Origin of the sequence: Flavobacterium chungbukense (genome assembly GCF_020805785.1) — a bacterium.
Classification (GTDB): Bacteria; Bacteroidota; Bacteroidia; order Flavobacteriales; family Flavobacteriaceae; genus Flavobacterium; species Flavobacterium chungbukense.
In genome coordinates, this window is the sequence record NZ_JAJGZV010000002.1 from 928,862 (window position 1) to 942,276 (window position 13,415).

A 13,415-nucleotide genomic window follows, 5' to 3' on the forward strand; every position below is an offset into this window, starting at 1 on the left:
ATCCGAAAAAATCAGCAACAATTAAACGCACTATTTGTCATTTCGAGGAACGAGAAATCACGCTAGAAACTCCACAAAATAAGTCACCAATCTTTGGCGAGCAACGTGTGTGATTTCTCGTTCCTCGAAATGACAAACTTTGCGTTTCAACGGATTGAAATTGATCCTATATAATGGAATGAAAATTTACTCAACGCTTTCAATAGTATAATGCGTCTTATTTATCTCAAACTGAAACCCAGCTTTATTTCCCATTAAATGATTTCCAAGCGGAGATTGAGGTGAAAGTGCAATTACATTAATTCCGTCAATTGTAATTTTAGGAAGCGCAACGCTAACATATAAATAGATTCCATTTGCTTTTACCAAACTTCCTAAAACTATATTTTCAGTAGTTTTAAGTGGGTCAATTTTATCTAAAATCGTTTTTTGCTCGATTGCTTCTTTGAGTTTAGTAGTCAATTTTTCCTGTTCAATATGCATCATCGACAAAGCGGTTTCGTGTTTGTCGCCAGCAGAACCTTTGGCATCGTTTTTAGAATCTTCAGTCAAGTTTGAAATCATGTCTTTAAAAACATCAATTCTATCTTGAACCATTTGTGTATAATGGGAATATATTTTTTCTTTAAAAGTCATTTTTTTGAGGTACTGAGGTTCTGAGGTGCAAAGATGCAAAGGTTTTTCTCTAGTCAGAAAAAAAACAGCCACGAATTCACGAATCTACTCCAAAAAATTCATGAGTTCATGGCTGAAAAAAAAAGGCACTCTATTATTTTATATAATCTTTGTGCCCTAGTGTCTTTGTGGCTGTATCTTTAAAAATCAAATTTATAATTGGCACCTCCTAAAACTTGAAATCCTTGTACAGGATAATTTAACCATTTTTCGTAAGCTTGATTTCCAATGTTATTTAATTTCAAGAAAAACGTTAAACGTTCGCTGAATTTATAACCTAAATGAGCATTGGCATCAAAATAACTTTTTAATGTTATTGGAGCATAATTTGCTGCCAAAGATGTGTTTACCTGCATATCTTTTCTTTCACCTACGTAAAACACATTCAATCCAGCATACCATTGCTTAGTAATATTAACGTCCAAAGTTGAACTTAATTTCATTGTTGGCAAATTCCATGCTTCAACCGCATTATCTGTATTATAATTATTAAAAGTTCCGTTTATTCCAAATGTTACATTCTGAGAGAAATCTGCTTTTAACTCTGCATAAAATCGTAATGTTCTAATATCTTCATAAACTACTCCGAAGGAATTCCCGAAGGCATAATCTTCATTCGTAATTACTTCTGTATAATCATTGGCTTTAAATAATGCTTTATCTTTTTCATTCAAATATGAACCCGTCACATTATAATTTACATTATTAGCTAATTTTCCTTTCAAACCAGCAAATACATTATATTGAGTACTAGATGGACGCATATTTAAAGTCGGTGACAAAAATGGGGTTTCAGTCACAAAATCAGCATAAGAATTCTGATTCAAACCTCCATTTACTCCTGTGTAAAAAATCATTAAATCGCCAACTAATTTATAAGATGCATTTACTTTTGGATATAAATAAAATTTGTTTCCGCTATTTTCAGAATCTCCACTGTAGAAAACTCCCGCTCCTAACTCTAAAGTCCAGTCATTTTCGTGAATTACAAAACTTGGTTCAATCCCCACATTTGTAAAACCATATTTTACAGCTTCTGTATTAGTCTGTAAATAATTATTTTTGAAAGAACCGCTTACGTGATCTACAATTACATTTGTTTTAATTGCCTGATCCATTATATCAACAGTAAAAGTCGGTTTTACATAAAATCTATTTTCTGATGAAGAATAACTGTCTGAAAAATGAGTGAATTTTGCAGCAAGATTACTAAAAATACTTTCGGTAAATTCTGCATTTCCGCCCAACCAAATTGTATTATAAGAGTGATCTGGGTTGATACTACTTAGCAAATCATAACGTTGATTTGGAATTGTAGAACCGAATTCAGCTGGAAGTCCGTACCAATTGTAAATTTGATTTTGATATCCTAAATCAACATTCCAGTTATTATCTCTGTTATTCTGACCATAACCGATATTAATTGCAGTATCGTAAAACTCATCGTTTAACTCCACATCTTTAATTCCACCTTGCGAAGAATGATGGCGAAATATTCCAGCAACATAATCATTATTCCCTAAATCTTGATTTACAAACAATTCTGCGTTTAAAGTACTGTAGTTTCCGATTCCTAAAGTTGCATAATTATTAAACAATCGCTCTTTTTTAGCCTTTTCAACACCTTCTGCTTTTCCTTTAGAAGGCGTAAAAGTTGAAGCTACAGGAACAGACAAAATACTGTATTTAATAACTTCCTTTGGCTGATTACCGCTGTCGTCAAGCGAAGGAGTTTCTTTCACTTTAAAAGCATCTGAAATAGTCGGCGAATAAGGTTTTACTACGTTTACAGTTTCCGTTCCGATACTTTCATTTTTCTTTTGCGCAATCGAAAACTGAGCTGTAAATAACACTAACAAAATGATTATTTTATGTCGGCAGTTTAATTTCATATTTCTTTCTTTTTAAGAGTATAGAGCAAAGAAGCAAGAGAATAGACTCTCCCATTCTTCTCCTTAATTTCTTTATCTTTTTTCTTGACTCTTTATTCTATTTTCTAAAATCTAAATTCTTTCTTCTTTATTCTTTCTTCTTTTTCCTAAAACCTAAGCTTCCCATTCGCCTTTAGCAACAAATTGAGCTTTCCCTCCGATATTAATATCATAATGGTCGTCAACTAATTTTCCTTTAAAATAAATTTGAGAAGGTCTGTTCATATAATCCCCTTGATAATTAATCAATTCGATTTCTTTGGTGTTGTATTTCAATAAAGAAGCTTGCAAACAAGTACTCGCGCTTCCTGTTGCAGCGTCCTCTAAAAGCTGATTGTGTTCTATATAAAGCAATCGGCTCATTAGTTTTGAACCTTCTAAATAATAAAAATATAAGCCTCTATGATCTGTTTTACAATGCTGTCTCATCCATTGGTCTGCTTTATCTTTATCCAAAACCAAATTCGCTAAAGCACGTTCGCTGCTTAAAGGAACCATGACAAATGCGCTTCCTGTTGTTACTTCCTGAACTGGAAATTGATTTTCAAAATCGCTTATTTTCAAATTGCTGAAAAATGTAAAATCTTCTTTTGAAAACACATCCCAAAATTTTGGCTGAGCAGCTTTTAACCAAATCAAATCATCCGATTTATGAATTCCAATTGGTCCAATCGGAACTTCCAGTTTAATTTCATTTGGAGAATTTTCAAATATCTTATTCATTAAAACCCATGAAGTTCCGATTATCGGATGTCCTGCAAACTGCATTTCATGAGCTGGAGTAAATATTCTAATTTCTGCTTTATTGTTTTCTTTATCAAGTTTTGTCACAAATGTGCTTTCTGCAAAATTAATTTCGCGTGCAATTTGCTGCATTTGTTCTGTACTAAGCTTTTCTGCCTCTAAAAAAACGGCCAGCTGATTTCCAGCATATTTTTTATCAGCAAAAACATCAACTATATAAAAAGGTAAACTCATTTCTTTCTTTTTTTCTTTAGAGAATAGAACCAAGATGAAAGATGAAAGACTTTCAATCTTGCTTCTTGCTTCTTTTTTCTACAACTTTCTTATCTATTAATCGACGAATTCGTTTTTGATTCTTCTGTTTTAATAGCACTCAACTCTTTTTTAGCTTCTTCAACAACATCTGGATAATCGGTGAAATTATTGATTACGTTATCTAAAATATATGTTGCTTGATAACTATCTTTTAAACCGTAGAAGTTTTTCGCCATTAAGACCAAACCTTTTGCTCCGTAATATTTATAAGCAGAATAACTTTTTGCTAATTTCTGAACAGCAGTATTTGAAGCTTCATATTTTCCTTCTTTCGTTTTAAAGTAAGCATCATAATACAACGCTTCGGCAGCTAATTCTCCCTTAGAAGTTGTGGCTAATTTTGCGTATGCTGTTTTCGCTTTATCCTCATTTCCCGTCTGTATTGCTGCACGCGCCACAATAATCTGTGCATCAGCTTTTACGCCCGCGTCTGATTTTGGATTTTCTAAAACTTTATCTGCCGCTATAACCGAATTATCATAATCTTTTTTGTCATAATAGCATTTCATCAAGTTTGCCTGAGCAAAATTCTTATTTTGAGGATAATCTGCTTCGCTTTCTAAACGCACTAAAACTGGAATTGCTTTATCACAATCTTTTGTTTTTAAATAAATCTGAGCCAATCTGTTTAGTGCCTGTTCCGTAAATTCATTTCGTGGCTGATCAATTACAAACTGGTAATTAGCAATAGATTTAGTTTCAGAACCTTCTGCATAATAAAGTTGTGCCAAATAGAAATTAGCCTCAAGTGCATGCATCCCGTTAGAAAACTTAGCAATATAACCTGTAAAACCAGTTATAGCCGTTTTCGCATTGTTTTGACTGTATTGCTTAAACGCCGCGTCGTAAGTATCGTTATCCAATTCTGCATCTGTAACGGCTACAAAATCTAAAGTTCTTACCCAAGTTGCATATTCGTCTACTTTTCCTGAATCAACATAAATTAATCTTGCTGTTGCCACTGCTTCTAAAGCTTCTGGAGTCTTTGGAAATTCTGCTGCAACTTTTTTGAATTTCGTTAAAGCCTGTTGATCACGATCTGAGTTGTAGTAAATTAGACCTTGTTTTAAGATTGCTTTTGAAGTAAAAGATCCGTTTTGGAACTCTGAAATCAATTGATCATATGCCTTTAAAGCCTGTTCATTTTTCTTTTCAGCAACGTAAGTATTTCCTAATTCAAACAAAGCATCATCACGATAAGATGACTTTTTGTACATCTGAAGGAAATTATTCAATTCATCTACTTTCTTAGCATTATTTGACATGAATCCGTAAGAAAGTGCTTTTTGGAATTGTGCATAATCTGCATCAACCCCTTTTGCAGCAATTGCTTTTGCGTATGCCTCATTTGCGGCACTGTATTTTGAAGTTACAAAACGACAATCTCCCAAACGCAAGTACGAATCGTTTAAACGAACCTTATCTGAAGGCGAATTATCAATCTGAGCTTGAAATGAATTGGCTGCCTGATCGTATTCTTTCAATTTAAAATACGTATAACCAATATTATAATTGATGTTCTTATATTCATCTGTAGATTTTGCTGCTGCCATTCCCGCAAATTGTTTGTACGTCAGTAAAGCATTCTGCATATCATCGTTAAGATATTCTGTTTCTGCTTTCCAAAAAGTCGCACGTGCTGTAAATTCAGGAGTTTTTTGTTCGCTAATAGCGCTTTTAAACATTTTACCTGCTTCTTGATAATTCGATTCATTATACAATTCTAATCCACGGTAAAAAAGTACTTTTTGGTACGCTGCCTTGTTTTCTGCAGTTCTATTTTTTTCTAATAAAGAAAGTGCCTCTTTGTAGTTTTTAGAAGAAATATAAGAATCAACCAATAATTTTTCTACTTCAGCACGGCTAGAATTATTTGGATATTTTTTAAGAAAATCTAATAAAATTCCTGGAACAGCCTGATAAGCATTTCCAATATCATAACTCAACTTAGCATAATTTAAAGCCGCATCTTCTTGAATCTGCGCATTAAAATCCATTTCAGAAGCATTTTTAAAAGCGTTTAGAGCTTCTTGTTTTTTACCAATATTCAGATAACTTAGACCTAAATGGTAATACGCATTCTGAGCTACGAAATCTTTTCCTTCGATAATTTTATTGAATTGAGAAATGGCTTTTTCATAGTTTTTTTGCTCATAATAAGCATAACCTAATTGATAAAAATCGGTATTATTCCATTTTCCTTTTTTACCGGCATATTTTTCCAGATAAGGTACGGCTTTGTCGTATTGTTTTAAATTGAAATAACTTTCACCAATAATTTTGTTCAGTTCTGATTGTTCTAAAGCATTCGATTTTGCCATTGCAGTTTGACCTAAATCAATTGCTTTTTGAAAATTTCCTAATTTGAAATTCATATCGGCTTGGTAATACGAAAGCTTTTCTTTGTATTTTTCTTCTCCAGAAACTTCGTCAAAATATTTGGTAGCTTCTTTATAATCGTCACCTTCATACGCCATAAATCCTAAATAATACTTGGCTTGAGAACCATATTCTTTAGAATTTACCACTTTATTAAAATAAGAAGTGGCTTCTTTTTTCTTTTTAGCATTAAAATAGCTGTAGCCTTTCATAAAGTTAAACTTGTCAGACTCCGATTTACTCATGTAACTTTCGTCTACTTTATCAAACCACTGCAATGCTTTTGGATAATTTCCTTGTTCAAAAAAATATTGCGCAGCTTCAATATAAGCCTGATTTTGTTTTGTGCTGGTTGGATAATCACTAACAAATTTTTCCATTAAAGCATCGGCATTTGCTTTGTTGGTTCTTATAGCGCAATTGGCAATGTAATAGGCACAGTCCGACTGAATTTCTTCAGTTGTAGCATTATTTTTAACTTTTTCAAAAATAAGTTGCGCCGAAGCATATTGTTTATCATTATATAAAGCCAGTGCTTTGTCAAAATCCTTTAAATCGTAAGTATATATAGCTGATTTTTGTGCCGAAACTGTGGTCGAAATAAGGATAATTTGGAATAAAAAGAACCAGGAAAGTTTACGCATTTTCAAAATATTTAGTATTCAAATGTATCATTTTATACGCTTTATAACGAAACGTTTCGCTGTTTTATTATGAACAAATTAAGAAATAGCTGTGATTTTACGGTTTAATCAACTTCAAATTATTGGTACTCAAACTTTCAAATAATAAATTTAAAAAACCACATAAGGCATTTACGGTATTATAAGTTGAAAAACTTAATTCATAATTATTTTAAAATGAACTTATAGAGCTTATATGGTTTAATTTTTCAAATTTATTTTGAATACAAACGTTATCTTATTACTTTTACCATTCAAATCAATTTATTATGTCACAAACCGTACTGTCTCTTAAAGAAGTAACTATATATCAAGAAGGAAGAAAAATTATATCTCATATTAATTTAGATGTTAATCATGGTGAATTTATTTACATCATCGGAAAAACAGGTTCTGGAAAAAGTAGTTTCTTAAAAACTTTATACGCTGATTTACCATTAGTTGAAGGAGAAGGACATATTGTTGAGTTTGATTTGGCAACATTAAAAGAAAACGACATTCCGTATTTAAGACGTAAAATCGGAATCGTATTTCAAGACTTTAAACTACTTCCAGACCGTTCTATCAAAGACAATATGCTTTTTGTTTTAAGAGCTACAGGATGGGTTGAAAAAGAAGCCATGCAACACAAAATTGATGAAGTTTTGGATAAAGTTGGCATGAAAGACTTCGTAAATAAAATGCCTCACCAGCTTTCTGGAGGAGAACAGCAACGTGTGGCAATTGCAAGAGCGTTACTAAATGATCCAGAATTTATTTTGGCAGATGAACCTACTGGAAACCTTGATCCGCAAACTAGTTCTGAAGTTTTAGAAGTATTAAAAGCAATCAACGCCGCTGGTAAAACTATTATCATGGCAACACACGATTATGCTTTGTTAATGAAATTCCCTTCTAAAACATTGAAATGCGAAGATGAAAGAATCTTCGAGGTTGTGCAAAAAAGCGTGTAATGCTTTCCATTTTAATTCCGGTTTATAATTATGCTGTTTTAACGCTTGTAAGCGAACTTGAAAAACAGTGCATTTCTTGCGGAATTAAATTTGAAATCCTTTGCTACGATGATGCTTCAAACCTTTTTATAGCAGAAAATCAAAAAATAAATCAGTTTCAAAATTGCTCCTTTGTTTCTTTACAAAAAAATATTGGACGAAGTGCCATAAGAAATCTATTGGCTAAAAAAGCAGTTTTCGAAAATCTTCTTTATTTAGACGCCGATGTAATTCCTGTCCATAATTATTTTATTGCGAATTATATTTCAGAGATAAATAAAAATAAAAAAGTCGTTTTTGGAGGTCTTTTGTATGAAGATCAAAAACCTGCCAAAGAATTTCTTTTACGTTGGGTTTATGGCAGAGAACGAGAAGCATTAAATTTATCGGAAAGAACTAAAAACCCTTTTAATTTTGCTTTGGTTTCTAATTTATTGATAAAAAAAGAAATCATAAATCGTTTGCCTTTTGATGAAACACTTACAAAATACGGTTACGAAGATTTACTTTTTTTCTCTGTTTTAAAATTAAATTCTATAGAAATTACGCATATTGAGAATCCTGTTTTTCATTTAAATTTAGAGACTTCTGCCCTATTTTTAAACAAAATAAAAACGGCATTAGAAAACTTGGCTTTTCTAAATGATTCCAATAAGATTTCACTAAATGAAAGTAGAATTATTGCCTCTTTTGAGCTTTTAAAAACAGTAAAATTACTGACCATTTTTTCTTTTGTTTTTCGAAAATCAGAATCCAAAATTGAACGGAATTTGATTTCAAAAGATCCATCACTTTTTCTGTTTGATATTTATAAATTGGGTTATTATTGCTCTTTAAAATCAAAATAAATGGCTTTTTTTTCTGTAATAATTCCGCTTTACAACAAAGAAAATTTCATCCAAAATACAATACAAAGTATTTTAGATCAGACTTTTCATGATTTTGAAATTATCATTGTAAATGACGGATCTACAGACAAAAGCGAAGAAAAAACACTGCAATTTAAAGACTCCAGAATCAAGTATTTCAGTAAAAAAAACGAAGGCGCTTCGACGGCTAGAAATTACGGAATTGAAAAAGCCAGCACTGATTTTATAACATTTCTAGACGCAGATGATTATTGGTATCCAACTTTTCTAGAAACTATGTTTCATACTATAAAAAAGTTACCTGAACACAAAATATTTTCTGCTGCAATTGAATTTGAAACGTCTAAAAAAACAATTCCAGCACAATATTCAATTTCAAAAACAAATGACGGTTTTGAAATTGTAAATTATTTTAAAGCCAGTTTAAAAGAAACCGTTCTTTGCACTTCATGCGCTGTTTTTCATAAATCTGTTTTTACAGAAGCAGGAAATTTTGACACCAAAATAAAAAGCGGTCAAGACACCGATTTATGGATTAGAATTGGATTAATTTATCCTGTGGTATTTTCATGGAAAATATTGGCACGTTATGTTTACGATTCCAAAAGTCTTTCCAAAAACACTAAATTCATTACAGAAAAAATGGATTTTTCGAAATTTGAAGAAGCTGAAAAAACCAATTTAGATTTGAAAAAATTTCTTGATTTAAATCGTTTTTCGCTAGCAATTAAAAGCAAACTAGCAGGAGATAAATCCCTTTTCACCAAATATTACAGTCCAATTGATTTGAAAAAAATAGGGCTAAAAAAGAGGATTTTATTGACTTTGCCTTCCTTTTTATTGCGCCTTTTAATTTCCTTTAAAACTTTTTTAGCAAATCTTGGAATTGGTTCATCTGTTTTTAAATAATCTGAAATTTTTGTATTCACGGATATAATCTTCTTCGCTAAATTCATCTGAAGATAAGACCAGGCAAATACTTCCTGAAGAAAAATTCTTAAGTTCACGCCAAATCCCAGAAACGATCAGCAAACCAACATTAGGTTTATTTAATGTTACCGTTTTTGTATTTTTCCCGTCTTTTAAAACGACATCAAAACTACCGCTAAGAGGAATTAAAAATTCTTGCTGTTCTATATGCGCATGTCCGCCTCTTTTGCTGCCGCTTGGCACATCATATAAATAATATACTCTTTTAGAAACGAACGGAACAGTATCTCCTTCAATAACCGAAAGATTGCCTCTTCGATCCTGAATTTTAGGAATTTCAATTAATTGAATATCTGAAATAGTTGTCATTTTAGATTGTTTAAAAGATTTTTCCATTGTTGAGCAATAGTATTTAAAGTCAAATGCTGAACACTTTGAGCAGCGTTCTTTTTACAAAAATCATATAAATCATGGTCGTCGACAAATCGGTTTATTGCTTTTGCCAAGGCTTTAGAATTATGATTTTCAACCAATAATCCATTGTATTCATTTTGAATAATTTCTTTCGGGCCAGAATTACAATCAACTGCAATAACTGGTGTTCCCAAAGCTAGTGATTCTACAATTGATAACGGAAATCCTTCATAATTGCTTGTCAGAATAGTAAATTTAGCCTCTCTAACTTCTTTGTAAGGATTGCTTTTAAAAGGAAAAATTTCAATGTAATTTTCTAAATTTAAACTTTTTATTTTTTGTTTAATAAAGCTCAAATCACTTCCTTCACCCATTAAATGAAGTTTATATCCTTTCAAAAAAACTTCAGATTGCGAAAATGCTTCTAATAACAAGCTGAAGTTTTTCACTTTTTCATCAAACCTTCCAAAAAACAAAATCACTTTTTGAGTTTCGAAAACATCATTTTTAACTTCTGTTTCAGGAATAAAAAAAGGATTGTAAATTGTTATTGTATTTTGCAATTTAAATAATTGATTTACTTTTTCTTCAATTGCCTTCGACACACAAACCAAAGCTTCTACATTTTTGTAAATTGTTCTTGCCCAAATTTTTGAAGCAGGAAAATAATTTTCAAAATTATAGCTGTGTACGATATAAAAGATTATTGTGTTTCGGTAAAGAAATTTGGTTATCAATTCTCGCAGTAAAACGTTTCTAGTTCTACTGTCAATAACAATTTCAATATTATTTTGAACCAAATAACGCCTCAGTTCTATACCTTTTTTGATTTTTCTACAGAAAGAATATGAGCTGGCACTTTCTTTTTCCAAATTAAACAAAGCACCTGTATAAGAGTAATTTACAGCATCATTCACAATAATAGAATGCACTTCAAAATCAGAGTCTTCTAACATAAAAGTCAACAAAGCTGCAAAACGTTCTGCTCCTCCTTTTCCTAAAGAATTTGAAACAATAGCAACTTTTTTTTTATTCATGTTTTTGACCGAAAAAGTAAATATATTTGTCAAATATACACATAAATGAAAGTTTTATTGGTAGGCGAATACAGCCATTTGCACAATTCTTTAAAAGAAGGCCTTAAGGCTTTAGGACATGAAGTTTTTATTATTGGTCATAACGACGGTTTTAAAAATTTTCCTGTTGATTTTCCTATTCAAAAAAAATGGGATTCTGGTTGGCTGAAAAAAATAAAAATTGCTGTATTCAAGATTTCTGGTTTTGATATCAGTTCGTACTTAACTTATCGTCAGTTCCTGAAATTCAAAAAGGAATGTTCTGGTTTTGACATTGTTCAACTGATAAACGAAAATAGTTTTTACTGCACGCCTTACTTCGAAAAAAAAATCATCTCTTATTTATTAAAAAACAATCAAAAATTATTTTTATTAAGCTGCGGTTACGATTATTTGAATGTGAAATATTGTTTTGAAAATCCTGATTTTAAGTCCGTTATTCCATTATATCTTAATCATAAAATTGATTCAAAATCTTTTGGAAATGTGCTGAAATTCCGTGAAAAAAGCTTTTTGAGATTGCATCAATTTATTTATCAAAATTGCAGAGGAATCATTGCTTCAGATTTAGATTATCATCTTCCGCTTCGGGAAAACAAAAAACATTTAGGATTGATTCCGAACCCAATTCAAATTGAAAAACTTCCATTTCATCCTATAGAAAGTACAGATAAAATTGTCATTTTTCATGGTATAAACAACGATAATTATTTAAAAAAAGGAAATGATTATTTTGAGGAAGCTTTGAAAATTATTGAACAAAAATATTCTTCAAAAATCGAAATTATAACCGTAAGAAGTGTTCCTTATTCGGAATACATTAATTCGTACAATAGCTGTCATATTTTCTTAGATATGGTTTACGCTTATGACCAAGGTTACAATGCTCTAGAAGCTATGGCAAAAGGAAAAATCGTTTTTACAGGAGCTGAAACTGAATTTGTGAATCATTATAATCTATCTGAAAAAGTGTGTGTAAATGCCATTCCAGATGTAGCTTATTTAGTAAAAGAATTGTCTTTTTTAATAGAAAGTCCAAACGAAATTAACGCAATGGCAAAACGCGCCAGAGCATTTATTGAAGAGCATCACAATTATGTAAAAATTGCCGAAAATTACATTCAGAAATGGACAGAAAACTAAAACAGACTTTCTCTAAAATAGATAAAAAGAACTATTAAGTAGACAAAATTCTGAAAAGCGTAGGCAATTACTACGCCTTCAATATTAAATACTTTTATAAAATACAAACTCGCAAAATACAAAACCGAGAGAGAAAACAATTCGGAAATTATAAAAGCTGAAGTCATTTTTTTTGCAAAAAACTGAAGTCCTAAAATGAGCGAGCAGACTTTAAAAACATCTCCTAAAAGCTGCCAGAAAAACAAATCGGTTACGGGCAAAAATTCTTTTGTAAAAAGTAATTGAATGATAAAATACCTTCCAAAATAAATGACTGTTAAACCCAAAACAAAAACAGGGAGAATGAATTTGTAAAACTGCCAAAAAATACTTTTAGTTTTCAAATTATCTGGAGCTTTTGATAATCTTGGCAGAAAATAAACACTTAAAATGGTGCTGACAAACAGTAAATAATAAGTAGAAATTCTGCTCATCGTTTCCCAATACCCTGCTTGTTCTATTCCTAATTTTTGGATAATATGGTTTCGGATAGCCAAAAACACGAAAGGCCCTAAAACAGATGAAACCAAAGCCATTAAGGAATAAGACGAAAGATTTTTTAAAATTTTAAAATCAAATAAACTGAATTTAACGAATTGAAGAAATTGAATTTCGTTTTGAACCCAATAAAGCGTGATACAAAATAATAAAGCAGGAGCAATTACAATTGCCAATAAAGCGCCTGTGGTTTTAAATTGTAAAATGAGGAAAATGGAGGTCAATAGTCCTATTATATTACCAAAAATATTGATCCAGATTACTTTTTTAAATTTTCCTAAACCGTTAATTACCGAAATCAAAAAAATAGAAAGCCCATAACTTGGCAAAACAAGAGCTAAAACTTTAAAAACGAGAAGATATTCTGAATTATTTCCAAAGATTTTTTCGTTCCAGAAAGAAGCAGTAAAAAATAGAATTCCGCTTAAAAGTAATGCAACAAAAACTAAAGTTATCAAGACGGTAGTCACTACTTTTTGAAATTCGATTTTGTTCTTTTCGTTTTCTGCTGTGTATTTTACGATTCCGTTTTGAAAACCTAACGTTGAAATATTCTCTAATGAAGTTAAAAAATTACGCAGATTTCCAACCAACGCCATTCCGCTTGGTCCAACGAAAATTGCTAATATTTTGGAAGTTATCAAACCAATTCCGATTTTTAGAAAAACGCTAAAACTGTTTAAAGAAGTAATCTTAAACAAGCTGGTTTGAATTATTTTTTTATAGA

At 31.2% G+C, this 13,415-nt stretch carries 11 protein-coding genes; 4 read left to right on the forward strand and 7 right to left on the reverse strand.

What is annotated here, in order from left to right; all coding sequences use genetic code 11:
* Nucleotides 1–186 precede the first annotated feature (186 nt).
* From LL966_RS09305 to LL966_RS09320, 4 genes are all read right to left on the reverse strand, one after another.
* Nucleotides 187–636 carry a hypothetical protein gene (locus tag LL966_RS09305; RefSeq protein WP_229352637.1) on the reverse strand — a complete coding sequence of 150 codons (450 nt, stop codon included), beginning with the start codon at nucleotides 634–636 and terminating at the stop codon, nucleotides 187–189.
* Nucleotides 637–815: 179 nt separating this feature from the next.
* The gene (locus tag LL966_RS09310) at nucleotides 816–2,567 is read right to left on the reverse strand and encodes a TonB-dependent receptor (protein WP_229352639.1); all 1,752 of its coding nucleotides are present in this window, start codon (nucleotides 2,565–2,567) and stop codon (nucleotides 816–818) included.
* Nucleotides 2,568–2,720: 153 nt separating this feature from the next.
* Nucleotides 2,721–3,584, reverse strand: a complete 864-nt coding sequence (locus tag LL966_RS09315) for a PhzF family phenazine biosynthesis protein (protein WP_229352641.1) — start codon at nucleotides 3,582–3,584, stop codon at nucleotides 2,721–2,723.
* 89 nt (nucleotides 3,585–3,673) lie between these two features.
* The gene (locus tag LL966_RS09320) at nucleotides 3,674–6,688 is read right to left on the reverse strand and encodes a tetratricopeptide repeat protein (protein WP_229352643.1); all 3,015 of its coding nucleotides are present in this window, start codon (nucleotides 6,686–6,688) and stop codon (nucleotides 3,674–3,676) included.
* 308 nt (nucleotides 6,689–6,996) lie between these two features.
* Between LL966_RS09320 and LL966_RS09325 the strand changes: the two genes are divergently transcribed.
* The 3 genes from LL966_RS09325 to LL966_RS09335 are packed head-to-tail and all read left to right on the forward strand — an operon-like array spanning nucleotide 6,997 to nucleotide 9,497.
* Nucleotides 6,997–7,680, forward strand: coding sequence for a cell division ATP-binding protein FtsE (locus LL966_RS09325; protein WP_229352645.1), 684 nt, complete (start codon nucleotides 6,997–6,999; stop codon nucleotides 7,678–7,680).
* Entirely contained in the window at nucleotides 7,680–8,567 is an 888-nt protein-coding gene (locus LL966_RS09330) for a glycosyltransferase family 2 protein (RefSeq protein ID WP_229352646.1), read from the forward strand. Before LL966_RS09325 ends, LL966_RS09330 begins: the two co-directional genes overlap by 1 nt.
* The gene (locus LL966_RS09335) at nucleotides 8,568–9,497 is read left to right on the forward strand and encodes a glycosyltransferase family 2 protein (protein ID WP_229352647.1); all 930 of its coding nucleotides are present in this window, start codon (nucleotides 8,568–8,570) and stop codon (nucleotides 9,495–9,497) included.
* Here the strand turns inward: LL966_RS09335 and LL966_RS09340 are convergent.
* Nucleotides 9,480–9,887, reverse strand: a complete 408-nt coding sequence (locus LL966_RS09340; RefSeq protein ID WP_229352648.1) for a sugar 3,4-ketoisomerase — start codon at nucleotides 9,885–9,887, stop codon at nucleotides 9,480–9,482. The genes LL966_RS09335 and LL966_RS09340 overlap by 18 nt on opposite strands.
* Nucleotides 9,884–10,969 (reverse strand): glycosyltransferase, encoded by a 1,086-nt coding sequence (locus tag LL966_RS09345; protein ID WP_229352650.1) that lies wholly within the window; start codon nucleotides 10,967–10,969, stop codon nucleotides 9,884–9,886. Before LL966_RS09345 ends, LL966_RS09340 begins: the two co-directional genes overlap by 4 nt.
* A 45-nt stretch (nucleotides 10,970–11,014) precedes the next feature.
* Here LL966_RS09345 and LL966_RS09350 point away from each other — a divergent pair, with 45 nt between their 5' ends.
* Nucleotides 11,015–12,151 (forward strand): glycosyltransferase family protein, encoded by a 1,137-nt coding sequence (locus tag LL966_RS09350; protein ID WP_229352652.1) that lies wholly within the window; start codon nucleotides 11,015–11,017, stop codon nucleotides 12,149–12,151.
* On the opposite strand, the gene LL966_RS09355 is transcribed toward LL966_RS09350, so the two are convergent.
* Nucleotides 12,148–13,389, reverse strand: a complete 1,242-nt coding sequence (locus LL966_RS09355) for an O-antigen translocase (protein ID WP_229352654.1) — start codon at nucleotides 13,387–13,389, stop codon at nucleotides 12,148–12,150. The genes LL966_RS09350 and LL966_RS09355 overlap by 4 nt on opposite strands.
* Between the last annotated feature and the right edge of the window lie 26 nt (nucleotides 13,390–13,415).

Bases quoted from the DNA above. Each gene is read 5' to 3' on its own strand.
- LL966_RS09330 (WP_229352646.1), top strand. From the start codon at position 7,680: ATGCTTTCCATTTTAATTCCGGTTTATAATTATGCTGTTTTAACGCTT.
- LL966_RS09345 (WP_229352650.1), bottom strand. From the start codon at position 10,969: ATGAATAAAAAAAAAGTTGCTATTGTTTCAAATTCTTTAGGAAAAGGA.
- LL966_RS09315 (WP_229352641.1), bottom strand. From the start codon at position 3,584: ATGAGTTTACCTTTTTATATAGTTGATGTTTTTGCTGATAAAAAATAT.
- LL966_RS09350 (WP_229352652.1), top strand. From the start codon at position 11,015: ATGAAAGTTTTATTGGTAGGCGAATACAGCCATTTGCACAATTCTTTA.
- LL966_RS09325 (WP_229352645.1), top strand. From the start codon at position 6,997: ATGTCACAAACCGTACTGTCTCTTAAAGAAGTAACTATATATCAAGAA.
- LL966_RS09310 (WP_229352639.1), bottom strand. From the start codon at position 2,567: ATGAAATTAAACTGCCGACATAAAATAATCATTTTGTTAGTGTTATTT.
- LL966_RS09335 (WP_229352647.1), top strand. From the start codon at position 8,568: ATGGCTTTTTTTTCTGTAATAATTCCGCTTTACAACAAAGAAAATTTC.
- LL966_RS09340 (WP_229352648.1), bottom strand. From the start codon at position 9,887: ATGACAACTATTTCAGATATTCAATTAATTGAAATTCCTAAAATTCAG.
- LL966_RS09305 (WP_229352637.1), bottom strand. From the start codon at position 636: ATGACTTTTAAAGAAAAAATATATTCCCATTATACACAAATGGTTCAA.
- LL966_RS09320 (WP_229352643.1), bottom strand. From the start codon at position 6,688: ATGCGTAAACTTTCCTGGTTCTTTTTATTCCAAATTATCCTTATTTCG.